General features: G+C 69.8%; 22 protein-coding genes. 12 read left to right on the top strand and 10 right to left on the bottom strand.

Annotation, left to right across the window (positions count from 1 at the left end; translation table 11 throughout):
• Positions 1 to 32: 32 nt before the first annotated feature.
• Positions 33 to 350, bottom strand: coding sequence for an ArsR/SmtB family transcription factor (locus ABEA10_RS34870; protein WP_345471284.1), 318 nt, complete (start codon positions 348 to 350; stop codon positions 33 to 35).
• A gap of 61 nt (positions 351 to 411) precedes the next feature.
• Between ABEA10_RS34870 and ABEA10_RS34865 the strand changes: the two genes are divergently transcribed.
• The gene (locus ABEA10_RS34865) at positions 412 to 1629 is read left to right on the top strand and encodes an MFS transporter (protein ID WP_345471282.1); all 1218 of its coding nucleotides are present in this window, start codon (positions 412 to 414) and stop codon (positions 1627 to 1629) included.
• A 173-nt stretch (positions 1630 to 1802) separates the two neighbouring features.
• Here the strand turns inward: ABEA10_RS34865 and ABEA10_RS34860 are convergent, their stop codons facing one another.
• The 5 genes from ABEA10_RS34860 to ABEA10_RS34840 all read right to left on the bottom strand — a co-directional run bounded on the left by ABEA10_RS34860 (position 1803) and on the right by ABEA10_RS34840 (position 6037).
• Positions 1803 to 2276, bottom strand: coding sequence for a MerR family transcriptional regulator (locus ABEA10_RS34860; protein WP_345471281.1), 474 nt, complete (start codon positions 2274 to 2276; stop codon positions 1803 to 1805).
• Between the two features lie 255 nt (positions 2277 to 2531).
• Positions 2532 to 3251, bottom strand: coding sequence for an SDR family oxidoreductase (locus tag ABEA10_RS34855; RefSeq protein WP_345471280.1), 720 nt, complete (start codon positions 3249 to 3251; stop codon positions 2532 to 2534).
• An 11-nt stretch (positions 3252 to 3262) separates the two neighbouring features.
• Complete coding sequence (locus ABEA10_RS34850; protein ID WP_345471312.1) at positions 3263 to 4060, bottom strand: helix-turn-helix domain-containing protein; 798 nt, start codon at positions 4058 to 4060, stop codon at positions 3263 to 3265.
• Between the two features lie 120 nt (positions 4061 to 4180).
• On the bottom strand, positions 4181 to 4780 hold the full coding sequence (locus tag ABEA10_RS34845; protein WP_345471279.1) for a dihydrofolate reductase family protein: 600 nt from the start codon (positions 4778 to 4780) through the stop codon (positions 4181 to 4183).
• Positions 4781 to 4945: 165 nt separating this feature from the next.
• On the bottom strand, positions 4946 to 6037 hold the full coding sequence (locus tag ABEA10_RS34840; RefSeq protein ID WP_345471277.1) for a nitroreductase family protein: 1092 nt from the start codon (positions 6035 to 6037) through the stop codon (positions 4946 to 4948).
• Between the two features lie 215 nt (positions 6038 to 6252).
• On the opposite strand from ABEA10_RS34840, the gene ABEA10_RS34835 reads away from it, so the two are divergent.
• The 8 genes from ABEA10_RS34835 to ABEA10_RS34800 all read left to right on the top strand — a co-directional run bounded on the left by ABEA10_RS34835 (position 6253) and on the right by ABEA10_RS34800 (position 16170).
• Positions 6253 to 6816, top strand: coding sequence for a TetR/AcrR family transcriptional regulator (locus tag ABEA10_RS34835; RefSeq protein ID WP_345471275.1), 564 nt, complete (start codon positions 6253 to 6255; stop codon positions 6814 to 6816).
• A 166-nt stretch (positions 6817 to 6982) separates the two neighbouring features.
• Positions 6983 to 7531, top strand: a complete 549-nt coding sequence (locus ABEA10_RS34830; RefSeq protein WP_345471273.1) for a nucleotide exchange factor GrpE — start codon at positions 6983 to 6985, stop codon at positions 7529 to 7531.
• Positions 7528 to 10005, top strand: coding sequence for an Hsp70 family protein (locus tag ABEA10_RS34825; RefSeq protein WP_345471271.1), 2478 nt, complete (start codon positions 7528 to 7530; stop codon positions 10003 to 10005). The genes ABEA10_RS34830 and ABEA10_RS34825 overlap by 4 nt, the downstream gene beginning before the upstream one ends.
• Positions 10005 to 10886: an OmpA family protein gene (locus ABEA10_RS34820; RefSeq protein WP_345471269.1), complete on the top strand. Its 882-nt coding sequence runs from the start codon at positions 10005 to 10007 to the stop codon at positions 10884 to 10886. The genes ABEA10_RS34825 and ABEA10_RS34820 overlap by 1 nt, the downstream gene beginning before the upstream one ends.
• Before the next feature lie 3 nt (positions 10887 to 10889).
• Complete coding sequence (locus tag ABEA10_RS34815; protein ID WP_345471267.1) at positions 10890 to 12365, top strand: hypothetical protein; 1476 nt, start codon at positions 10890 to 10892, stop codon at positions 12363 to 12365.
• A 15-nt stretch (positions 12366 to 12380) separates the two neighbouring features.
• A complete protein-coding gene (locus ABEA10_RS34810) occupies positions 12381 to 13265 on the top strand; it encodes a right-handed parallel beta-helix repeat-containing protein (RefSeq protein ID WP_345471265.1) in 885 nt (294 codons plus the stop codon).
• Positions 13266 to 13433: 168 nt separating this feature from the next.
• Positions 13434 to 15293, top strand: coding sequence for a serine/threonine-protein kinase (locus tag ABEA10_RS34805; protein WP_345471263.1), 1860 nt, complete (start codon positions 13434 to 13436; stop codon positions 15291 to 15293).
• A 67-nt stretch (positions 15294 to 15360) separates the two neighbouring features.
• Positions 15361 to 16170: an FHA domain-containing protein gene (locus ABEA10_RS34800; protein WP_345471261.1), complete on the top strand. Its 810-nt coding sequence runs from the start codon at positions 15361 to 15363 to the stop codon at positions 16168 to 16170.
• A 43-nt stretch (positions 16171 to 16213) separates the two neighbouring features.
• Here the strand turns inward: ABEA10_RS34800 and ABEA10_RS34795 are convergent, their stop codons facing one another.
• From ABEA10_RS34795 to ABEA10_RS34785, 3 genes are all read right to left on the bottom strand, one after another.
• On the bottom strand, positions 16214 to 16741 hold the full coding sequence (locus ABEA10_RS34795; RefSeq protein ID WP_345471259.1) for a PadR family transcriptional regulator: 528 nt from the start codon (positions 16739 to 16741) through the stop codon (positions 16214 to 16216).
• 83 nt (positions 16742 to 16824) lie between these two features.
• Positions 16825 to 17634: an NAD(P)H-dependent oxidoreductase gene (locus ABEA10_RS34790; protein WP_345471258.1), complete on the bottom strand. Its 810-nt coding sequence runs from the start codon at positions 17632 to 17634 to the stop codon at positions 16825 to 16827.
• A gap of 76 nt (positions 17635 to 17710) precedes the next feature.
• Complete coding sequence (locus ABEA10_RS34785; protein WP_345471256.1) at positions 17711 to 17866, bottom strand: hypothetical protein; 156 nt, start codon at positions 17864 to 17866, stop codon at positions 17711 to 17713.
• Between ABEA10_RS34785 and ABEA10_RS34780 the strand changes: the two genes are divergently transcribed.
• From ABEA10_RS34780 to ABEA10_RS34770, 3 genes are all read left to right on the top strand, one after another.
• On the top strand, positions 17865 to 19100 hold the full coding sequence (locus tag ABEA10_RS34780) for an epoxide hydrolase family protein (RefSeq protein ID WP_345471254.1): 1236 nt from the start codon (positions 17865 to 17867) through the stop codon (positions 19098 to 19100). The two genes, ABEA10_RS34785 and ABEA10_RS34780, sit on opposite strands and share 2 nt — an antisense overlap.
• 156 nt (positions 19101 to 19256) lie before the next feature.
• Complete coding sequence (locus ABEA10_RS34775) at positions 19257 to 19991, top strand: hypothetical protein (RefSeq protein WP_345471252.1); 735 nt, start codon at positions 19257 to 19259, stop codon at positions 19989 to 19991.
• Positions 19992 to 20112: 121 nt separating this feature from the next.
• The gene (locus tag ABEA10_RS34770; RefSeq protein ID WP_345471250.1) at positions 20113 to 20997 is read left to right on the top strand and encodes a sigma-70 family RNA polymerase sigma factor; all 885 of its coding nucleotides are present in this window, start codon (positions 20113 to 20115) and stop codon (positions 20995 to 20997) included.
• A 125-nt stretch (positions 20998 to 21122) separates the two neighbouring features.
• Here the strand turns inward: ABEA10_RS34770 and ABEA10_RS34765 are convergent, their stop codons facing one another.
• Positions 21123 to 22430 (bottom strand): PQQ-binding-like beta-propeller repeat protein, encoded by a 1308-nt coding sequence (locus ABEA10_RS34765; RefSeq protein ID WP_486303804.1) that lies wholly within the window; start codon positions 22428 to 22430, stop codon positions 21123 to 21125.
• Positions 22431 to 22586: the final 156 nt, after the last annotated feature.

Genomic DNA, 22586 nt, shown 5'->3' with positions numbered 1-22586 from the left:
GCGGGGCTGTGAGCCCGGCATCGGAGTCCGTCTCACCGGCTTCCGAGTACGGCCTGGAGGAGGCCGGGGAACCGCTTCTCCATGTCGTCGCGGCGCACTCGGACGATCCTCTGGCGTCCTTCGGTGATCGTCCTGGTCAGGCCGGCCTCGCGGAGGACGCGGTAGTGGTGGGAGATGGTCGGGTTGCTCAGCCCGAGGTCGGCCTTGTCCGCGAGCACCGAGCAGTCGATGGGTTCCTGGCTGTGGTACAGCGCGGTCATGAGCGCCCGCCTGCCGGGGTCGGCGAGCGCGCTGAGGATGACGGTGAGGTCGAAGGAGTCGACCGAGGGCTCGGGCAGCGTGCGCGGCATCCGTCGCCTCCTCTCAATTGTTTGACGTACATCGAATCGTAGCCTAGCGTCCCATCGTGTGATGAATCGACAACCATCGAACGATCTGGGCGTTGGGCGCCTGATCATCCTCGCCGTCGGCACGTTCGTGCTCGGCGTCGACGGCTTCGTACTGCCGGGGCTGCTGCCGCACGTCGCCGCGGACCTGTCGGTGAGCCTCGCCACCGCCGGCCAGCTGACCACCGCGTTCGCGATCGCCTACGCCGTCGGATCGCCGATCATCGCCACGGCGACCGGCCGGATGGACCGTCGCGTGGTCATCGGCGCGGGCATGTTCGCCTTCCTGGCCGGAATGGTCCTGCAGGCCGCGGGCCCTTCGTACGCGGTCGTGCTGGCCGGCCGCGTCGTCGCCGGGCTCGGTGCGGCGGCGTTCCAGGCCAACGCGTTCGCCGTCGCCGGGGTGCTGTCCCGTCCGGACCGCAGGGCCCGGTCGTTCGCGATGATCGGCGCGGGTTCCAGCCTGGCCTCGGTGGTGGGCGTGCCCTTCGGGCTGCTCGTCGGCCAGTGGCTGGGCTGGCGAGGGGCGCTGTGGACGATCGCCGCCCTGGCGGCCGCCGCCGCGGTGCTCGCCGCGGCCGGCCTGCCCTCCGTCACCCTGCCCGCGACGTCACTGCGCAGCAGGCTCGCGGTGCTCGTCGACCCGCGCGTCCTGATCCTGCTCGTTGTCAGCGCGCTCGTGCTCGCGCCGCTCTACCTGGTGTCGTCGTACGTCGCGGTCGTCGTCGGGGTGAGCACCTCGGCCGACGGCGCCGTCCTGGCCGCGCTGTTCGTCTTCGGGACGGGCTTCTTCCTCGGCAACCGCCTGGTCGGACGGTTCACCGACCGGTTCGACTCCCTCACGTCCCTCACCGCGGCGCTGACCGTGGCGATCTTCGCGAACGTCGTCCTGGGCGTCGTCCAGCACTGGTTCGTGCCGACCCTCGCCGCGCTGTTCGTCCTCGGTCTGGTCGGATCCTTCCTGTTCATTCCCCAGGCGGACCGGGTCTTCGTCGCGGGCGGCGACGTCGCCACCGTCGCGCTCAGCCTGAACGGGGCGATGGCCTACGTGGGCACGGCCATCGGTGCGACTCTCGGCGGCGTGGTGCTCTCGGTCGCGGGCGTGCTCTGGCTGGCCCCGGCCGCCGCCGTCCTGGCCGCCGTCGTGCTCGCCGTCACCCGGCTGACCGCACCGGAGCGCCGTACGGCGGCCGGCGACCAGGAACCGGCGACGCACGCCCGTTCCGAAGCCGTCCGGCCATAGGGGCTCAGGGGCTCCGGTTGAGAACGTGCGACGTTCGTCCCGGTCTCGACGGCACCTGTTGCTACTGATGAGGTCGATGCCGGTCTGCTTGGCGTCGTTCCAGGCGCTCTCCCGCCCGGTCTTGCAGGCGGGGTGTCCGTCCCGCCGCTCGCCAACCCTGGGACGCCGGTCCTCTACCGCCGGTCGTCGCGCGGGGAGAGCTTCGCTCCGCCCCGCAGCAGGCCGGTGGCGGCCCGGCGTCGTGGTGTATCGGCTCGGGGAGGAGCGGCGTCCGCCTCTGCCGGGAACAGGTCGCAGCCGGGGCAGGTGTACGTCAGCTGGGCGGCCACCTCGGCCCGGCGCCGGATCAGAGCGCGGATCTCCGCGTCGATCTCGGCGAGCTTGCGCCGCGAGACGGCGACCGACTCCGGGCACGAGGCTCCCGCTTCATGGCCCGCCCGCAGGCAGTCGACGAACGGCCGGGCGTCCTCCAGCGTGAAGCCCACCGCCAGCAGCGAGCGGATCTCGGCGACCAGCCGCAGGTCGGACTCGTCGTACTCCCGGTAGCCGTTGGCCGCGCGCCGAGCCGGGAGCAGTCCCTGCTGCTCGTAGTAGCGCAACGCGCGTGCGCTCACGCCGGCCCGCTCGGCCAGCTCACCGATCCGCATCGGCCCTCCCCGCTCGTGGGCCCTCTTTCGCCGGAGGAGCGCCCAGTCGCGCTCGCTCATGGCGTCAGCCGACGTTACCCCTTCACACCGGCGTCAAGGTCAAGCCGAGAAGGTCCTGTGGGCCGCTGTGGCGATCCTCGCCGTGATCGCCGCCGCGCTCGGCGCGCTGGCCGCCGCCGTCCGCTGGAGCGCCGTACGGGTCCGGGGAAGACGGTAGCCGCGCGCCCGTACGGACGGTCGCGACGGCTTCGTCCCTCACAGAAGGAGGCCGCCCGTCGCGCGCAGGTTCTGGCCGGTGATCCAGTGCGAGTCCGGTCCGGCGAGGAAGGCGACGACGTCGGCGATGTCGTCGGGGTGGCCCAGCCGCCGCAGGGCGGTGAGGGCGGCGGTCTGTCCCAGGGCCTCGGGCGGGTTCGACGCGCGGAGCAGGTCGGTGTCGGTCGCGCCGGGGGAGACCGTGTTGACGGTGATCCCGCGTTCGCCGAACTCCCGTGCGGCCACGGCGGTGAACTGCTCCAGCGCGGCCTTGCTCGCGCAGTACAGGGCGTGGCCGGGCGCCGGCAGCGCGGTGTTGAGCGTCGAGAGGTTGATGATCCGGCCGCCGTCGCGCAGCACGGACGCCGCCCGCCGCATGGCGAGCAGCGGGAACAGTGCGTTGACGGTCATCACCCGGTCGAACTCCTCGGCGGTGATGTCCGCGATCGGCGCGCGCGGGTTGATGGCCGCGTTGTTGACGAGGATGTCCAGGCCGTCGCCCACCGGCGCGAACAGCGCGTCGAGCGCGGCGGTGTCCTCCTGGTCGGCGTGTACGGCGGTGACGCCGTCGAGCCGGGCGGCGAGCTCGTCGGCCTCGGCCTTGTTCTCCCTGTAGCTGAACACGACGGTGGCGCCGTCGCGTGCCAGGCGCCGCACGATGGCCCGGCCGATTCCGCGCGAGCCGCCCGTCACGATCGCCGTCTTCCCGGTGAGCGTCATGCCTCGGGACGCTAGGGCGCACGCTGCTCGACGTCTTGAAGGAATGCGAACAACTCGGTGGGCGTGACGCCGCTCATCGCGCGTACCTCGCGCGTGAAGTGCGGCTGGTCGGCGAAGCCGCCGGAGGCGACCGCCGTGGCGAGCGTGGCGGACGGCCTGGTCAGCGCGTACATGGCGCGCTGGAAGCGCGCGATCCGAGCCACCGTCTTGGGCGGGAGACCGATCTGGCGCCGGAACCCGAGCTCCAGATACCGGCGGCTGGCTCCGAGCTCGCCGGCGAGCGCCTCGATCGTGAGGCGGCCGGCCGGCTCCTGCAGCCTCCACCACGCGCGGGTCACCAGCGCGTCCGGCGTCCGGTCCCGTTCCAGCCAGGCGCCCAGCCGGCGGTCGAGGACGGCGAACCGCGCCGCGGGGTCCGGTGCCTCGCCCAGCTCGTCCACCAGCGGGCCGGCGCGGCGGCCGAGCAGGTCCTCCAGCCGGCCGGTGACCCCGGTCAGCTCGCTCATGGGCATGCCGAGCAGCGCGAACACGCCGGCGGGCGTCAGCCCGAACGCGACTCCGTGCCGCCAGCCTTCCTCGTACACGGTGGGCGTGGCGCGTGGACCGGTGACCAGTGGTACGGGGCCCGCGAAGTCGATGATCACCGTCGTCTGGGCCAGCGGGAAGAGCCGCCGCCGCGACGGCCCGGCCGCGGCCCGGAAGCCGGAGTATCCCGAGACGAAGGGGCGCAGCCGCGGCTCCGGCAGGCGCGCGACCGCCTGGCACGGTCCCGCTCCCGCGTCCGCCAGCGCCGAGTGGATCTGGACCATCACGCCCCCATCCTCTCCGGCCGGCCACCGCGTGAAAAAGCCCCGGGCCGCGCGCCGCCCGGGTGCGGAGCCGATGTCACCGGGTGAGGCGGGCGTCCCTGCCCGATTCCCCGGGGCGGCTCACAGGTGCGCCTTGGCGTCCTCGTACGTGCCGGTGGGGACGGATTCGGCGGGGGCGTAGACGAGGTGGAGGACGCCGGTGGTGAAGGCCGTCGAGGAGACCAGCCGCAGCGGGATCGGCTCGCCGTCGTCGAACAGCCGCATGCCGCCGCGGAGCGCGATCGGGTGGACCAGCAGGTTCAGCTCGTCGATGAGGCCGGCGGCCAGCAGCCGGCGGACGATCGAGACGGAACCGCTCATCGCGATGTCCGCCGTACCCGGTTCGTTCTTCAGCGCGGTGACCGCCTCGATGAGGTCGCCTCGTAGCTGCTCGGAGTTGCGCCAGGTGAACCGCAGCTCCTGTTCGGAGACCACGATCTTGCGTGCGTCGCCGAGCGCCTTCGCCATGGCGGCGTCCTCGCCGCCCGCGGCCTCGCGGTCCGGCCACGCGCCGGCGAAGCTGTCGTAGGTCCGGCGGCCGAGCAGGACCGTGTCCGCGGCGGCGAACTGGGCGGAGACGGCGGCGCCCATCTCGTGGTTGAAGTACGGGAAGTGCCAGTCCTGGGGGTTCTCGACGACGCCGTCGAGCGAGATGAACAGACCCGCGGTGATTCTCCGCATCGGGCCACTCCTTGATCATCGGGTGGGACGTGTCATACCGGTCGCCTCTTCTGACCGCCGCCGGAGCGAGAACTCATCGCGAGGCGGAAACCTCCCCACGTGCCGGCTGTACGCGACCACGACCGGGTGGGGCTCTCGACGTGACATCGCGATGTGGGCATCGCGTCAGGCGACGACGGAGTCGGCGATCCAGCTGACGTCGTATCGGGGGAGCGCCGGCGCGTCGTGCGCCCCTCGATCATCGGGGCTCAGGACCTGGAAGTGTCCCTTGATACCGAGCGCGTCGCAGCCGGTCTCCCAGGTCGCGCACCAGATGCCCAGTGCCACCGGGGCGTAGTACCGCGATGCCGTGGCGGCGTAGAAGTCGAAGCGCGTCACCGTCCGTCCGGCCTCGTCCGTCACCGCGGCGCACCGCGTGGTCTGGCTGTTGAGGGTCGAGGGCGACCACCGGCAGGCCTCGTAGCAACGTTCGAACGGGGAGAACGGAGGGGCGTCGACCGCCAGCGGCCGGCGGAGGCGGGAGTCGGCGAAGAACAGCGACGTCATGGGCAGACGGCGATGTTGCATCCGCTCGATCGCGCGGACGGTCAGCGGCTTGAAGTGTGATCGGTATCCCAGGGCGCAGACGCAGACCACGTGGTCCTCGCAGGGATCGAAGCGGCCGTCCAGGTGCGTCACGATGCCGGTCTGGTCGGCGCCCGGACCGATCCAGCAGGTGGCCACTCCCATTCGCGTGGCATGCAGCACCACCTTGTGCAGGCTGCGGCCGACGTCGATGATCGCCAGGCGGTCGTAGTCGCGAGGGGCGATCGCGACGATGAACTCGTGCACGCCCACGGCCGGCCACGCGGTGAGCGGAGCGGCGACGTACTCCAGCCGGATCGGGCTGGTGCCTATCAGGTGATCGGGCCGGGTGTGGTCGCGGATCGCCCGCATGAGCTCCTCCCGGTCCGCGCTGGTCAGGTCACGGCGCTGGAAGGAGCGGCAGGAGCGTCGGGAGTGGATGAGGTCGAAGCTGTCGAGATCGTCGCGTCGGCGCGGCATCGGCTCGCGGGGCCGCAGTCCCATCTTCACGGTGATCAGGTCGAACGCGGCCACCGCGAGCAGCAGGGCGCCGATGCCGAACGGCAGCCAGAACAGCGGTATGCGCCACGTGCCGATCAATGCCCCCATGGCCGAGAGGGCCAGGAAGGCGACCGCGACGACCGCGGTGGGCAGGTACTGGAGCCAGCCGGTCCACTGGAGCCGTACCTTCACGCGTAGCACCACGGAACGGAGCGACCTGCCCGGCGCACGCGTGGCGTCGTGCCGCTGCCGGAGTCGCGGCTGAGTCATCATCGGCCTTCCGCCCGGCTCGGCGTTGCACACAGGACTCATGTGACCAGACGGTAACCGCGCGTGCTGCTTAATGCAAGTCCTCACTTGCATTAAGCGCGATCTAGACTTTGCGAAGACTCCGAACTTGGAGGCATATGCCCAGGCAGATCGACGTTGACAGGCTGTTCGAGACGGCCGTCACCGTCTTCGCCGAGCGTGGTTACCAGGCCGCCACCACCCAGGAGATCGCGAGAAGATCCGGTGTCAACGAGGTGACCCTGTTCCGTCGCTACGGTGACAAGGCGGCGCTGATCAACGCGGCGCTGGCGCACGCCCTGGCTCGATCGGCGTTCGCTCAGCTGACGGTCACCGACGATGTCGAGGCCGACCTACTGGCGCTGGCCCGGGCGTACGTCGAATCGGTGCAGCAGTACGGCGGCGCGATACTCACCCTTCTCACCGAGGTGCCGCGTCACCCGGAGTTGCGCGACGCGTTCGCCGCGCTCATACCGAACATGCGCAACGCGGCCCAGGTGATCGCGGCGCATCAGGAGCGAGGGCACATGGCCCAGGGCGACCCGATGCAGCTGCTGACGACGTTGATCGCGCCGTTCATGGCGTCCGGCCTGTGGCGACGAGCCGGAGTCATCGCGCTCGCCTCCGACGACGACCTGAGCGCCGTCGTCACCGCCTTCCTCGACGGCCACCGCGCCCTTTGATCGGCGCCGCCGGCGAGGTCGGCGACTCGCGGTGACACGCTGACCGAGGGCCCCGGGAGGCTGACGCACGGACTGCGGGACCGGTCCCGGCGTAGGTCTCTTAATCTCCGCGCATGCGTTTTCCGACAACAGCGGCCATGTCGCGCGCGTTCGTGGGGACGGGAACGTGACGTTTCCGGCGAAGTCGATCCGACGCCCACTGGCCGGGATCGGACCCGGGGTCCGGCAGTGGCGGCAGCCGCGCGAATTCCGTATCCGGGCGACCGCCTGGCCGTCCGGTGCCCTGGCGATCTTCGCCGAATTCGCCGAGGCCGCAGCCGCCGCGGCGGCCACGACGGCTCCGGCCGCGGGCGGGAACTCGGCGAAAGAGACGGCCGGCCTCTCCGAGCGCTCCGTGGCGGACGTGGCGACCAGCATCTGGCGGCTCCGCGGCCGGCTGGCGAAACCGCCCGACGGGACGCGATCCCTCACCCGCCATTTCGAGATGGCGTGGGACACCCTCACCGAAGCGGGTGTCGAGATACGTGACCACCTGAACGAGCCCTACGACTCCGGGCTCTCCCTCACGGTCATCGCCTTCCAGCCGGTGCCGGGGCTCGATCGCGAGCGGGTGATCGAGGCGGTCCGGCCGACCGTCCGCCTGAACGACCGAGTGATCCAGATCGCCGAGGTGATCGTGGGGACCCCCGACGCGCAGAAGGAGTCACGTTCATGACGAGAAGCACCATCGACTTCGGTATCGACCTCGGCACGACGAACAGCGCGATCGCCGTGATGAACGGTGTCGACGCCGAGATCATCAAGAACAACGACAGCCACGAGACGACGCCTTCGACGCTGTGGATCGATCGTCGGAACCGGCTCCACGTCGGCCGGGCCGCCAAGGAACGCAGCGAGGAGGACCCCGCCAACACGTGCGTCGAGTTCAAACTCCGGATGGGCACCACCGGCCGGCCGAAGACCTTCGAGGCGAGCGGCCGGTCGATGGAACCGGTGGAGATGTCGGCGGAGGTCCTGAGGTCCCTCAAGAGCGATGTCGCGCAGCGGCTCGAACACGACCTCCAGGCGGCGGTGATCACCGTCCCGGCGGCCTTCGAGCTGGCCGCCTGCGACGCCACGAGGCGGGCGGCCGAACTCGCCGGGCTGAGACACGCCCCGCTGCTGCAGGAGCCCAGCGCGGCGGCGCTGGCGTACGGGTTCCAGAGCCAGGCCGACAACGTGTTCTGGCTCGTGTACGACTTCGGCGGAGGCACCTTCGACGCCGCGGTGGTCAACGTACGCGACGGTGAGTTCACCATCGTCAACCACCGGGGCGACAACTTCCTCGGCGGGAAGCTCATCGACTGGAAGATCGTCGAAGAACTGCTCATCCCGGAGGTGGTGAGGAAGCACGGAATCTCCGACTTCCACCGGGCCACTCCCCGGTGGATCGGGGCGATCAGCAAGCTCAAGCACGCGGCCGAGGTGGCCAAGATCCAGTTGTCGCAGGCGCACACCGCGGAGATGACGCTCGACCTCAAGAGCGGCGACGGCCAGGAGTTCGAGTTCGATTACGACCTGACACGCGCCGACGTCGAGCGGTTCGCCGAGCCGTTCATCGTCCGGTCCGTGAACCACTGCCGCCAGGCCCTTCAGGAGAGCGGCCTGGGCCCGGCCGACATCGAGAAGGTGCTGCTCGTCGGCGGCCCCACGCTGTCGCCGTACCTGCGAGAGCGGCTCGCCGACCCGCACGAGGGGCTGGGCATCCCGATCGACCACAGCCAGGACCCGATCACCGTGGTCGCGCGGGGTGCCGCGATCTTCGCCGGGTCCAAGCGTCTCGACACCGTCCTGCCGCCGCCCGCGCCCACCGCCGGCACGTGCGCCGTCGAGCTGGAGTACAGCCCGACGGGTCCGGACATCGAGCCGTTCGTCGGAGGAAGGGTGACCGGGGCGGACACCGCCGGCTGGTCGGTCGAGTTCGTCAACCAGGCCGTGCGGTGGCGCAGCGGAAAGATCGCCCTGACCGCCGACGGAGCGTTCACCACCACGCTGTGGGCCGAGAGGGGACGCGCCAACACCTTCCTCATCGAGCTCACCGACGCGGCCGGGGCCCGACGCCAGGCGACGCCCGACCGGCTGACCTACACCATCGGCCTCGTCGACACCCAGCCCCCGCTCACGCAGGCGATCGGTGTGGGGCTGGAGAACAACGAGGTCGAGTGGCTCTTCACGCGCGGCACATCGCTCCCGGCACGGCGGAAGGTCGCCCTCCGGACGACGGTCGCCATCAGCCGGGGAGAGAACAAGGGCATCCTTCGCATCCCCGTCCTGGAGGGCGAGCACGACCGGGCCGACCGCAACCGGCGGGCCGGCCGCCTGGAGGTCGAGCCGAGCCAGGTCCGGCGCGACGTCCCCGAGGGAAGCGAGGTGGATCTGACCCTCGTGATCGACGAGTCCCGGATCATCGTCGCGCGGGCGTACGTGCCCCTCCTCGACGAGGAGTTCGAGCATGTGATCAACCTGCAGACGGTGACCGTCCCCGAGCAGGCCGATCTGGCCCGGGACGCCAAGGCCGAGAAGCACCGGCTGGAGACGGCGCGGCGGCGGGTGGAGGAGACCGACGACCCGCGCGCGGCGGAGATCCTCCGGCGCATCGACGAGGAACAGATCGTCCAGGACGTCAGCGCGATGGTCGAAGCCGCCGGCGTCGATCCCGACGCGGCCACGACGTGCGGAAAGCGCCTGCTGGACCTCAAGGCCGCCATCGACGAGCTGGAGGCCGCGCTGGAGTGGCCGCAGCTCGTCCAGGAGTCGCGGGACCTCATGCCGGCCCTGCGGGACTTCGTCATGGCGCAGGGCAACGAGAGCCACCGGCGTTCCCTGGCCACCGGCGAAGCCGCGGTACGCGAGGCGATCGCCGCCCACGACGCGAACCTGCTCCGGCAGCGCCTGGACGACCTGCACAGGCTGGCGTCCGAGGTGCTGGACGACTCCGGCGAGCTGCCGTTCCTCGTGTTCGAGGACCTCAAACCGCAGCAGCCGGAGATGCGCGACCCGGCCGAGGCCGCGCAGCTCATCGCCGCCGGTGAACGTGCCGTGGCCAACCGCGACCCCGCCACTCTGCGCGCGGTCAACCACCAGCTGGTCCGCATGCTCCCCGAACCACCGCCCCCGATCGACCCGTTCAGCACCGTACGGAAGCACTGATGACCGATCAGACCGCACTGACGCTCGCGACCCGTGAGGTGGCGCTGGCGCAGGCACGGACCCTGGCGCGGCAGGGCCGCTACAGCGAGGCCGAGCAGATACTCCGCGAGATGGAGCCCGACGTCCCCGTCCTGGACCTGCTCGCGCGAATCCACGCACAGCAGGGGCTGATCGAGCAGGCGGACGAGTGCTGGGCGGCGGCGGAACGGCTGGCTCCCGGCGCCACGGAGATCACCGAGGGCCGCAGGCGCGTCGCGCGAATGCGCGGCGGCTCGCACCCGTACCGTGGACGCCTTCTCTTCCGCGCCGGAACGGCAGCCGGGCTGGTCCTCGCGCTCGCCTTGCTGGTGGACACGAGGGTCGAGCTCGGCAGGCACCCGCAGGCGACCGCGCCGGTGCCGTACGTCCAGCCGTCCCGTACGCCGGCTCGGCCCGCTCCGTCGGCGACCGACGCCCTGGCCGGGATGAATCTGCGGCTGCCCGGCGTACGCGAGCGGCGCCGGTCCGGTGAGGTCGAGGTCACCTTCACGAAGGGGCTGTTCCGCGAAGGGGCGACGCTCTCGCCCGGCGGACGGACGGTCCTTCGAGCACTCGGCGCGCGGCTGCGCCCGTACGGCACGCGGATCTCCGTCGCCGTCATCGGCCACACCGACGGCCTCGCGGTGCCGCCCAGCGGCGACTACACCGACAACCTGGAGCTCGGCACCCTGCGGGCCACGGTCGTCCGGGAGGTCCTCCGCGGCGCGGCCGGCATCCCCACGGCCCGGTTCTCGGTGTCGAGCATGGGTGACGCGATGCCATTGTTCCGCGGCCACAGCGCCGCCGACCAGGCACGCAACCGGACGGTGAGCCTGCGTATCAGCGCGCTCGGGGAGGGGTGAGCGATGGCGACGGCGTACGAACCGGTCTCCCTCGTCCAGCACGCGGGCCCGGAGCTGTACCGGAGGAACGCCTTCCGGATCACCGGGCTCGGCGTGCGCGCCACGGCGCGTGACATTCGCCGGGAGGCCGAGAAGATGCGGGTCGCGGCGCGGCTCGGGACGGGCTCCGAGGCGGCGGTCCCGTCCCTCGGCGAGCCTCCCGACGACACGGCGACGCAGCAGGCCACGCAGCGTCTGCGGGATCCGGTGTGCCGGCTGCTGGACGAGCTGTTCTGGTTCTGGCCCGCGACGGACGGCGAGGCGGACGACGGGATCGATGCCCTGCGGCGTGGCGACCTCGACGCCGCGTCCCAGAGCTGGCAGGACACGGGAACGACCGTGGCCGTGCACAATCTGGCGGTCCTGAACCACGCGCGGGCGCTCGACCATGACCGGTTCGACGCCCGCGGCCGGAAGCTGTGGAAGGAGGCGTTCGCGTACTGGCGCAGGGTCGTCTCCGACGACGGTTTCTGGGAACTGCTGGAGTCGCGCGTACGGGAGATGGCCGATCCCCGGCTGACTCCGGGCACGGCCGAACGGCTGCGCGCGGAGCTGCCCGTGGCACTGCTGTCGGTCAACGCACGGCTGGCGGTCCGGACGGCCGGCGATGGTCGCTCCGGCGACGCGGCCGAGCACGTCGCCCTGATGCGCTCATCCGGATTTCGCGCGGAAACGGTCGATGAGGTGCTGCGCGACGCGATCGCGCCCGAGACCGCCCGGATCCGGGCGCTGGGAGAGAAGGCCAAGCAGTCCGTCCGCGCCGATCCGCGGCACGGCGCCGAACCGACCTGGCGGTTCCTGGGCCAGGCCACGGCGATCCTGGACCTGCTGGAGTCGCTGCTCCCCGAGGACCACCCCGTACTGCTGGGCGCCCGCGACGAGGTCGCCGGCCGGGTGCTGCCCTGCGTCGTGCCGTACGCCGAGGAGACCGACGACTGGAAGACCGCCACCGAACTGCTCGAACGCGCCTCGGCCATCGCGGCGACGGGTGCGGTGCGGGACCGCCTGGAGGAGAACCTCGAGACCGCCCGCGGCAATCTCCTGTACGACACGTGCTGGTTCTGCCGGGAAAATCCGGCACACGACCCGAGCGCCTACGCCCTGAAGATGTACGGCGACGTCCAGCGTGGCTACGGCCGGGTGCGGTGGAAGAACCTCACGATCAACGTGCCCCGCTGTGCCATGTGCAAGAACCACCGGTTCTGGCGCAATGGCGCGGTCGCCGCAGGTCTGGCCATTCTGATCGCCGCCGGGTTCGTCACCTTCGCCGGTGGCCATTCTCTGACCGGCCTTTTCCTCTTCGGCATGGTGTTCGTCACCTCGGTCGTGGCCGGGGTGACGGGCGGTCCATTCCGCAGAGCGGTGCGGGATTTCCCTCCGGTCCAAGAACGACGCGCCCAGGGTTGGATGTTCGGTGCGAAGCCTCCGGGCGTGAACTGATTGATGAGGAGTTCGATGGCAAAGACCGGCACGATGATCGCGGCCGTGGTCATGGTCACTTCCTGCTCGGCATCGGCCGGCGCCGGCATCACGTCGTCTCCGGCCGCGGCGAGCGTGCGATGCACGCGACACGTGGCCGGCCCGCGGCAGATGCGATCGGTCCGGCCCGGCGACGTCGTCTGCGTCGACAAGGCCGCGGCGGGCCGGAGACTGGTGATCACCAAGGGCGGTACGCCCGGAAAGCCCATCACCTATTCCGGCGGTGGGCAGGCGGTCGGAGGCATCACGATCGAGGCCGACAACGTGATCGTCGACGGCTATGTGATGAACCGCCCCGAAGCGCCGGGCGTCGAGATGACCGGCGACAACATCACCTTGCGGAACACCACCATCACCAGGCCGCACGGCGGTGACGGGGACGGGCTGCGCTTCTTCGGCGACGACCTCAAGATCCTCAACAACAGGATCAGCGGAACGAGCAACAGGTACGGCCACGCGGACTGCATGCAGACCTTCGCCAGTGACACGCCGCCGAGCCACAACGTGCTGATCGAGGGCAACCGCTGCGCGGGCATCGACAACATGTGCCTGATGGCGGAAGGTCCGAACGACGGGGAGGGCGACGGCGTGGGGCACACCTCTGATTTCACGATCAGGAACAATTACTGCGAAACGCTGAAGGCCTCGCAGAATCTGATGTTCGAGGACGTGCAGAACACCGTCATCGACGGAAATGCCTTCGAGGGCGACCCGGACAAGGCGATCGGCCTCGCCATCGGTTCGACCGGCGCACACGTCGGTCGTCACAACACCACGGGGCCGAAGATCAGATACCTGGTCGGCATCGATGACTCCTCCCGCCCCGGATACGAGGGTCCCGAGCCCGGCGGACGTCCCTGAGCCGTCCGCCTGACCGGCTGCGCATCACCGATACGGGCGCCATTCCTTTGCCGTTGGCCTTGACAGAAAATCTGGCCGGAAGTCCGGAAGCGTCAGAGCTTGTGCCGTACAGTGGTCGCGTTCGCTTTCGGTGATGCGAGAGTTACGCATTGGTCATGCGGAGTCCAGGTGCAGGCTGGTCAGTTGATCGCGGGCCGCTATCTGCTGGAGGAGCAGGTCGGCGCGGGTGGCGGGGGTACGGTCTGGCGCGCGGCCGACCAAGAGCTTCCCCGGCCCGTCGCGGTCAAGCAGGTGCTGTCCGCCGCCAGGGGGCATGGTCCCGAGCGGGTCGAACGCCTGCGGCGCGAGGCCGATTTCCTGGCCCGGCTGAACCACCCCCACGTCGTCACGCTCTTCGACGTGGTCCAGGAGGGCGCCGAGTGGTTCTTGGTAATGGAGTACATCCCCTCCGGCAGCCTGGCCGACCAGGGGATGCTGCCTCCCGAGCGGGCGGCGGGGCTCGGCGTCCAGATCGTCGACGCGCTGAAGGCGGTGCACGAAGCCGGGCTCATCCACGGTGACATCAAGCCCGGCAACGTGCTCGTGACCGAGGACGGCCGGGCCAAGCTGGCCGACTTCGGGGCCTCGCGGGCCGTACACGCCGAAGTGACGCTCACCGAGACCGGCGGCCTGACCGCGGGCACCCCGGGGTACATGGCGCCCGAGGTGGCGAACGGAGAGGATCCGACCCCGGCCTCCGACGTGTTCGCCCTCGGCGCCACGCTGTTCGCCGCGGTCGAGGGCGAATCCCCGTACGGGCGCGAGAAGAACCCGATGGCGCTGCTCCGGAGGGCCGCCGACGGGCAGATCGCCTCTTCGCGCCGGGGCGGCCCGCTGGCCCCGGTGCTGTCCGAACTGATGCGGGTCCGCCCCGCCGGCCGTCCCACCGTCGCGCGGGCCCGCCGGCTTCTGCAGGACGTGGCCGGCGTGTCTCCATCGGGCGGCGGTGCCATCCCATCGGACAGCGAGTCCGGCGGGACCGATCAGCCGGATCCCGAGTCGCCCCGATGGTCGTCCGCGCGCCGCGCCGCCCTCATCGGGATCGCGTCCGTGGTGGCGCTGGGCCTGGTGGCCGCCATCGTGGCCTGGACGGCCTTCGACCAACCGCCCGGCAAGACGCCGCGGAAACCGACCCGGACGGCTGCGGCATCGATCTTCGGCGACCCGCACACGGTCGATCCCTGCGCCCTTCTGAAACAGGCGAAACTCGGCCGGTTCGGCCGTACGGAGGTCGACACCGCCTACGGCAATTTCAATCGGTGCGATTTCCTCGTGCATCCGCACGGCGGCGGTGAAGTGGACGTGAAGGCGGAGCTGATCAACCCGGACCCGAGCATGGAGGCCTCCGGGCGACCCGATAAGAACGGTATCCAGGTGCTGAAAGAGTCGGACTCGGACGGCTCGTGCTCCCGGATGCTGTTGCTCCCCGACAAGAACCGGGTGGACATCAGCTCGCAGTTCGACGGCAGGATGGCGTCGAAGAAGCTCTGTGCGATCACCGAGACCGCGGTCGAAAGCGCGGTCGCGGTGCTCTCCCGCGGCCCGATTCCCCGGCGGACCACGCCTCCGGTGAAGACGTCGCTGTTCTGGTCGGACGCCTGCGCGCTCGTGGACGCCAAGGCGCTCTCCCGGTTTCCCGGCGTGGACGCCACAGATCCCGAGATCGGGTTCGGTAACTGGATGTGCCGTTGGGGGAGCACGACCAGCCATGACGACCTCATGGTCATGTTCGATCAGTACGGTCCAATGACCGCGGATGACGGCCGCCTTACGAAGCTCGGTGGGCACCTGGCATACGTTCAGCCGAACGGTTACGGCGAAAAGACATGTGCCGTCCGGGTGCCTTATCGCACTTTCACCACCGCGGATGGGAGCGAGAAAACAGAGTTGCTACTCGTCGTCATCGGGGGCGCGGGAAGCGCGGCCTGGCGCTGCCGCGTGGTCACCAACGTCGCCGGACCCATCGTCGCCAATCTCCCTCACGCCTGACCCGGTCCCGGGAGGGGTCCCGGAAGTCAGGGGGCATGCTTCCGGAAACCCATTGACGGAGGTCGAAGTGAGCAACGGACAGGGGATTCCGTACGGCCGACCGCTCGAGGCCGGGCACGCCAGCCTGGCGTTCGGCGTATCTTCGCCGAAGCCGGGCGATCTGTACGCGCTGGCGATCAGCGGTGGCATCACGGTCCGGCCGCATGAGGGACGCACCGTCGTCTTCGGTCGCAACCGTCCGGACGTGCATGTCTGCATCGGGGAGAACGACCTGCGGGTCAGCCGCAGTCACGGGCTGCTGACCTGCCGCGATCGCCAATGGTGGGTACGGACCACGGGCCGCCTGCCCGTGCGGTTCCCCGACGCGCGACTGCTGTTCGCCGGGGACGAACCCATCCCGCTCGCCGAGGGATACACGCCGTTGTTCGTCCGCGGGGCCAGCGGTCGTGAGCACCTGCTGGAGCTGTACGTGGCGGGATCGGACGAGCAGCGGTCGACGTCTCGGCACCGTGACCCCACCCAGCCACCGCGGACCTGGCGGCTCACGCCCACCGAGCGCCTGATCCTCGTCGTCCTCGCTCAGCGGTACCTGCTCCACGCCCCGAACCCGCAGCCGATGGCCTGGCAGCAGGCGGCGGAGCACCTCAAGGAACTACAGCCGGACGCCGACTGGACGGCCAAGAGCGTCGCCCACAGGGTCACGACCGTCCGCACCCGGCTGTCCAAAGGCGGCGTGCCCGGGCTCACCCGGGAAGAGGTCGGCGAGCCCGTCGGCAACAAGCTGAACGAGAACCTCATCCATGAGCTGATGGAGAGCACCGCCATCGTCCCGCGGGATCTCTCGCTGCTCGATGACCCCGGCGGCTCCGCGGCGTAGGGCAGATGGGGCCGACCCGGCGCGGCACGGCAGGTTCACGTTCTCACTCGGCCTTCGCCGCCTCGACACGCGCCTGGAACTGTTCGCGGGCCCAGATGTACCAGTCACGGCGCATCGCGAGGAAGCGTTTGCCGTATTCCATGGTCAACCGTCCGTTGTCGGCGAGCGCGCCGCCTTCCTCCCACGGCACGGTGTTCTCCAGGTTTTGGAGTTCCTTCGTGCGCTCGGTAAGCGCGTCGGCCATCCGGTTGAGGTAGTCCAGGGCTTCGTCGGGCTCGATCTGGTTGAGGAAGAAGATACGCAGCAGTGGTTCGTCCCGTGGGTTCGGCTTCGGCGGGACATCGATCAGCCAGTGACGCAGTTCGGCTCGTCCGGCTTCGGTGATCGCATACTCCTTACGGCGGCGGGCGCCTTCGGCGGAGACCTCGATCAGGCCGGCCTCGGTGAGCCGGGCGAGCTCGCCGTACAACTGGCTCTGGGTCGCCTGCCACACCGTCCCGAGCGAGATCTCGAACACCTTCAACAGGTCGTAGCCGCTGGCGCCGTCCAGCTCGGCGATCAGCCCCAGCATCGCGTATCGCAGACTCATGACCTGGATCCTACATGTCTATGTTGACATCTCGCGAGTGAAAGTTTTAGCTTTCACATGTCTGTTTAGGAATATGGTGGTTGCTCGCGGTGCGTGCCGGGGTTCGGTGTCGTGTAGTGGATGCGGATGCCTTCCTCGCCCGGAGCGTGGGCCGGGCTCAGGACAAGGTGTTCGTCGTAGTCCCCGCCGTTCTGGTAGCGGAACGGAATCGGCTCGGTGCCGGGGAGGGCGAGCAGCCGGTTCCGCAGGCGCTCGGCCGCCACCTCGTACTCGGCGGCGGAGAGCCGGACCGCGTCATTGACGACCACCGGCGGGACCACCGTCATCCCGGTGTACCAGAGGGTGCCGTGGAGGACCGGGAAGAGCACGTCGTTGATGTCGCCGTGGATTCCGCGCGGTCCGGTCGTGGCGGCGTTGGCTCCGACGGTGGTCACCACCATCGCGCGTCGGCCGACCAGGCCGCCGCTGCCGTACCGTAGTGCCCGCCCGGTTCCGGGGTCGAGGACGCCCTGGGCGAAGCCCTGGACGAACAGCCGGTCGAACCAGCCTTTGAGGATGGCCGGCGGGCCGAACCACCACAGCGGGAACTGCACGATCAACGTGTCGGCCTGGCGCAGCTTGTCCTGTTCGCGGCGGATGTCGTCGCTGAGAGTTCCGGTCTCCAGCGCACGCTGGGATTCGTTGAGGACGTCGAGTCGTTCACCGGGGTCGTGGCCGAAGTCGCCATGGTCGACCACCGGGTTCCATCCCATGGCATACAGGTCCGACTCCACCACCTCGTGGCCGTTTTCCCGCAGAACGGCGACTCCGTCGTCGCGGAGTGCACCGTTGAGCGAGCGCGGGTCGGGATGAGCGGATACCCACAACACCTGCACGCAGAGGTCCTTTCTCGAACGAGGAGTGGCGACCTTTGCGGTGAACGGTCCGAGAAACGCCCCGAAACGCAACAAGTCAGCCGGCGGTCCCTCCCGCGATGTCGCGCAGGCTCATCTCCTGGTTGCGGGGGTGCCGGGCCACGGACAGCATGTCGTCGTCGGTGACGGCGTTGAACGACCGCCGAACAGGCCGACGGCACCGCTTCCCCCACCCGATAAGGAACCACGCCATGACCACCCCGCACGCCGTCCCTTTGGAGCCCACCCGGATCCATGTGTCGGACGAGGTCCTCGATGACCTGCGCGTCCGTCTCGCGCTGACCCGTCCGCCGCTGGACGAGGGGAATGAGGACTGGTCCTACGGCGTCCCGGACGGCTATCTCCGTGAGCTGGTCGCCTACTGGAGGGACGGCTACGACTGGCGCAGGGCCGAGGCCGCGATCAACGCGTACGAGCACTACGAGGTGAGCGTGGCCGATGTCCCGGTGCACTTCATGCACAAGCCCGGCCGCGGCCCCCGCCCGATCCCGCTGATCCTCACCCACGGCTGGCCGTGGACGTTCTGGCACTGGTCGAAGGTGATCGACCCGCTCGCCGACCCGGCCGCGTTCGGCGGTGACCCCGCCGACGCGTTCGACGTCATCGTGCCGTCCCTGCCCGGCTTCGGTTTCCCCGGCCCGCTCACCGGCTTTCCGGACGTCAACTTCTGGAAGGTCGCCGACCTCTGGCACGCTCTGATGACCGAGACCCTGGGATATGAGAAGTACGCCGCCGGGGGCTGCGACATCGGCGGGATCGTCTCCAGCCAGCTCGGCCACAAGTACGCCGACGAGCTGTACGGTATCCACATCGGCTCCGGGCTGCCGCTCGACTTCTTCACCGGCCCCCGCGCCTGGGACTTCGCCCGGAACCGGCCCCTCACCGACGATCAGCCCGCCGACGTCCGCGCCCGCATCATCGAGCTGGACCACCGCTCGGCGTCCCACCTCGCCGTACACATGCTCGACGGCGCCACCCTGGCCCACGGGCTGAGCGACTCACCCGCCGGACTGCTCGCCTGGCTGCTGGAGCGCTGGAACGCCTGGAGCGACAACGGCGGCGACCTCGAGTCCGTCTTCACCAAGGACGACCTGCTCACCCACGCCACGATCTACTGGGTGAACAACTCCATCGCCACGTCGATGCGCTACTACGCCAACGCCAACCGCTACCCCTGGGCCCCCGCCCACGACCGCACCCCGGTCGTGCAGGCCCCGGTCGGCCTCACCTTCGTCGCGTACGAGAACCCGCCCGGCATCCACACCGTCGACGAGCGCGTCCGGGCGTTCAAGGCCGGCCCGCAGGCCGATTGGTTCAACCACGTCAACGTCAACGCCCACCCCCGCGGCGGCCACTTCATCCCCTGGGAGAACCCCGACGCCTGGGTGAGCGACCTGCGCCGCACCTTCCACGACCGCAGGCCCTGAACGACCCTGCGGGCTCGTCTGGCGACGGGTGACGCGTATCGCGGCTTCATAGCTCAGGTCTCACATGTCTATGTTGACATCTCGTGAGTGAAGGGTTTAGTTTCCACATGTCTGTTTAGGAATGTCGTGTGGCTCTCGAGACGGGAAGGCCCTTTCATGCTGTTGCGCTACGTCCGTATGTACGCGCCCTGGATCCTGCTCGCGGTCGTGAGCGGCTGGAACGACCGGGCCGGTGCCATCACCGGCCTGGTCGCGGCCGCCTTGTTCCTCGTCCAGGACCTCCGCCGCGGTCACCGGGCCGACTCATTGATGCTCGAGATGTCCACCACGGTCTTCATGGTCCTGCTCACCGCACTCGCCCTGGCCGCTCCCGACTCGGCCGTGATGAACTACGGCGCGTCCATGGCGATCGGCTGGCTCGCCCTCACCGCCTGGGGCACCGTGCTCGCCGGCCGCCCCTTCACCGAGGGCATCGCCCGCCGCGGGGTCTCGGCCGACATCGCGGCGACAGACCTCTTCAAACGCATCACCCGGACCATCGCGATCGTCTGGGCCGCCGGCTTCACCGGCACCGCGATCGTCCTCACCTTCATCCAGCACGCGGCCCCGGACAACACACTGCTACTGGTCATCGCGAAGATCTGCGGCTTCACGATCCCCGCCGTCTTCACCGCCCGCTACCCCGAGGTCGCCCAGAAGCGCTACTTCGCCGAACTCGGCATCGACGACCCGCCCGCACCCGCGGCGCCGACGCCTCAGCAGATGCCTCACCAGGCGATGCCGCACCAGCAGGTGCCCCACCAGCCGATGCCTCACCCGGGCGCGCCCCGCGCACAGCACCACCCGCAGGCCTACCCGAACCCGCAACACCCGCGGCCGAACCGCTACTGACCCGTTCTCACTTCGGCGGAGCCCCCACACAGCGGCAAGCCCACGTCCATTTTCCGGTCGGACTTGTCTCGGCAACCGCGTTCGTCGAAGTCTGCGTGAAAGAGCAAGTCGGGGAGGCGAGATGAATATCGTGCAGTCAAGCGGTAAAAAGCGCTCCGCCGCTGACCGGTTTCAGGCCCGCAACGACGATCTCTTCGTCCGGCGCAAAGAACTGCAGGCTCGGATCGCCGGCCTGCGAGCGGACGAGCGGGACGTGACATCTGAGGTGGCGTTGCGCCGCGCCGAGCGCGAACTCGACGATCTCACCTACGAGATAATGACCGCGAACTGTGGGCTGGTACGCCGATACGTCGCCGCTTTCGCGTCACGTTCCACCGGGCACAGCGAGGATTTCGAAAGTGCCGGCAATGTCGGATTGCTGTGTGCCATCTCATCCTACGACCCAGACCGCGGCCCATTCGCGAACTGGGCGTTCAAGCCGATCCAGCGGGAGGTCCTGCGCGCGGTGCGGGACGCCGACCATCCCAACCTCAACCTCGGCGACTTCGAGAAACGCCCGATCGTCCTGGCCGCCAAGCAGTCCTTCTTGGAGGAGTTCGGGGCCGAGGCCGCGCTGGACCACGCCGATATCGCCCGGCGTGCAGGGCTGACCGAGGCTCAGGTCCGTCGCGTTCTGGAGGCACCCCGGCTGGACAGCCTGCAGGCGTCGGCCGCCGTCCAGAGCGAGGGCATGATCGCCCTTGAGGAGCAGGTCGCGGACCTGTCGCTGAGTCTGGAAGACGAGGTGCTGCTGCACTCCCAGCTGCGCGCCCTGGTCGACCGGGGATGGCCGACCCTCGACGCCCGCGAGCGGTACGTGCTCACGCGGCGGTTCGGCCTGGACAACATGCCCGAGCAGTCGTTCCGCGTCATCGGCGAGCAGATCGGTCTCTCCCGCGAGGGCGTACGGCAGATTCACCAGAAGGCGCTCGCCAAGCTGAGCGGGCCCATCGCCGACGCGAGCTGACCGCGACCCGTCACTGGGGCGATGCGCCCCAGTGACGGGGGCGGGCCTCTCGGGCGCAGAGGACCTTCCGCGCACTCCGAACAGCACCGCCTCTTCCGGTTGGTGACCGGAAGCCCGGTCGCGAGCTAACCCAGGGCGTACGCGCTCGGGGTTTCCGTCATGGCCGACAGCGAGACGCCGAAGATCCGCGAGCCGTCCCAGTACATGCGGCTTGTCTCTGGCGCGAGGATGAAATCCTTGGAGTACGCGGGTCCGATCGGGGTCGCCTTGCCGTCGGTGACGGCGAGCCGGAACACCTGCGGCGGGTTCTCGTACGTGCCATTGAGCATCGCGAGCACTGCGTCGCCGTCGAAGGCCACCGGAACGCTCGTCACCTCCGGGCCGAGCGATGTGGCCCAGCGCTGCCGGCCGGTCGCGAGGTCGAAGGCCATGATCTTGTTCGTCTCGCGTGTGCTGCTGACGGTCTCCGCCGACGTGCCGACCACGAGTGTGTCGGAGGAGACGGCCGCATGGATGAGATCGTGGCCGGCGTGGGAGTAGCCGCTCATGTCGAGCGTGCCCCAGGCACCCGTCTGCGCGATCGTCGCCTTCACGCGGAACGCGTCGTCGAGGGAGATGAACGCGCCGTGGTCGCCGCTGCTGCCGCTCAGCACGACAGGCCGGGTGGACAGGAACTGGACGTTGGCGCTGCGGACGTCCGAGGGGAGGGTGACCGGTGCCTTCTTGGTGACCGTTCCGTCTTTGGGCGACACCTGTGCCACGGTCACCGTGTCGTCCGAGTCCAGGCCGTCGAAGAGCACCATCGCGGCATTCGCGCCCGGCAGCAGGTCGCTGACGACGTGGCGGTCACCGACGGCCGCCTTCACATCGAGCCGCCAGCGCTGGTGCCCGGACAGGTCGAAGCCGGTGAGGCCGCCGTCGTACTCGATCACCGCGGTGCCGTCGATGACCTCGGCACTCATGGTCTTGGACCCGAGGCCGATGCCGGACGGGAGCGTGCCCTGCCCGCGCGCCCGGCCGGTGGCCAGGTCGACCAGCGCGAACTCCTTGCACTTCGTGACGGTGTCGCCGCCGTCGGGACCGAACCCGATCACGCCGACGTTGCCACCGGTCTCCGTGCTCACCCCGCAGATCAGCGACGGGCCTCCGCCAGGGAGCGGCGGGGACGACATCTGCCAGCGTTGCCGTCCGGTGCGGGAGTCGTACGCGACGAGCCCCTGAGGCGCGACGGCGACCGTCAGGTCGGCGGTGTGCCAGCCGCTCAAGCTGTAACTGGACAGGTCCTGCGAGGCATGCCCGCTCTGCCAGAGCACCTTGCCCTTCAGCTGGCCGCTCTTCCGTTGAGCGCCTTCCGACAGCCCGCCCCGCGCGGTCGTTCCGCCGTCTCCGCCGTCGCCGAAGATCGCGTATCCGGCGGCCCCGATCACCACCAAGACGAGGACGGCGATGACGACCGGGATGAGTCGCCCGGCCCCGCCCTTCTGGCCACGGGGACCTGGCCCGCTGGGGCCGCCCGGTCCAGGCGTCCCTTGCGGTCCCTGGGGCGGTGCGCCCGGGCTGTACCAGCCGGGCTGTTGCGGGCTGTGGCC

It is taken from the genome of Actinoallomurus oryzae (assembly GCF_039541955.1).
Classification (GTDB): Bacteria; Actinomycetota; Actinomycetes; order Streptosporangiales; family Streptosporangiaceae; genus Actinoallomurus; species Actinoallomurus oryzae.
This window is presented reverse-complemented; position numbering and strand designations above follow the sequence as displayed.

Excerpts from the sequence above, each read along its gene's own strand:
- ABEA10_RS34870 (WP_345471284.1), bottom strand. The coding sequence starts at position 350 with ATGCCGCGCACGCTGCCCGAGCCCTCGGTCGACTCCTTCGACCTCACC.
- ABEA10_RS34865 (WP_345471282.1), top strand. The coding sequence starts at position 412 with ATGAATCGACAACCATCGAACGATCTGGGCGTTGGGCGCCTGATCATC.
- ABEA10_RS34860 (WP_345471281.1), bottom strand. The coding sequence starts at position 2,276 with ATGCGGATCGGTGAGCTGGCCGAGCGGGCCGGCGTGAGCGCACGCGCG.
- ABEA10_RS34855 (WP_345471280.1), bottom strand. The coding sequence starts at position 3,251 with ATGACGCTCACCGGGAAGACGGCGATCGTGACGGGCGGCTCGCGCGGA.
- ABEA10_RS34850 (WP_345471312.1), bottom strand. The coding sequence starts at position 4,060 with ATGGTCCAGATCCACTCGGCGCTGGCGGACGCGGGAGCGGGACCGTGC.
- ABEA10_RS34845 (WP_345471279.1), bottom strand. The coding sequence starts at position 4,780 with ATGCGGAGAATCACCGCGGGTCTGTTCATCTCGCTCGACGGCGTCGTC.
- ABEA10_RS34835 (WP_345471275.1), top strand. The coding sequence starts at position 6,253 with ATGCCCAGGCAGATCGACGTTGACAGGCTGTTCGAGACGGCCGTCACC.
- ABEA10_RS34825 (WP_345471271.1), top strand. The coding sequence starts at position 7,528 with ATGACGAGAAGCACCATCGACTTCGGTATCGACCTCGGCACGACGAAC.
- ABEA10_RS34820 (WP_345471269.1), top strand. The coding sequence starts at position 10,005 with ATGACCGATCAGACCGCACTGACGCTCGCGACCCGTGAGGTGGCGCTG.
- ABEA10_RS34815 (WP_345471267.1), top strand. The coding sequence starts at position 10,890 with ATGGCGACGGCGTACGAACCGGTCTCCCTCGTCCAGCACGCGGGCCCG.
- ABEA10_RS34810 (WP_345471265.1), top strand. The coding sequence starts at position 12,381 with ATGGCAAAGACCGGCACGATGATCGCGGCCGTGGTCATGGTCACTTCC.
- ABEA10_RS34795 (WP_345471259.1), bottom strand. The coding sequence starts at position 16,741 with ATGCTGGGGCTGATCGCCGAGCTGGACGGCGCCAGCGGCTACGACCTG.
- ABEA10_RS34780 (WP_345471254.1), top strand. The coding sequence starts at position 17,865 with ATGACCACCCCGCACGCCGTCCCTTTGGAGCCCACCCGGATCCATGTG.
- ABEA10_RS34785 (WP_345471256.1), bottom strand. The coding sequence starts at position 17,866 with ATGGCGTGGTTCCTTATCGGGTGGGGGAAGCGGTGCCGTCGGCCTGTT.
- ABEA10_RS34775 (WP_345471252.1), top strand. The coding sequence starts at position 19,257 with ATGCTGTTGCGCTACGTCCGTATGTACGCGCCCTGGATCCTGCTCGCG.
- ABEA10_RS34770 (WP_345471250.1), top strand. The coding sequence starts at position 20,113 with ATGAATATCGTGCAGTCAAGCGGTAAAAAGCGCTCCGCCGCTGACCGG.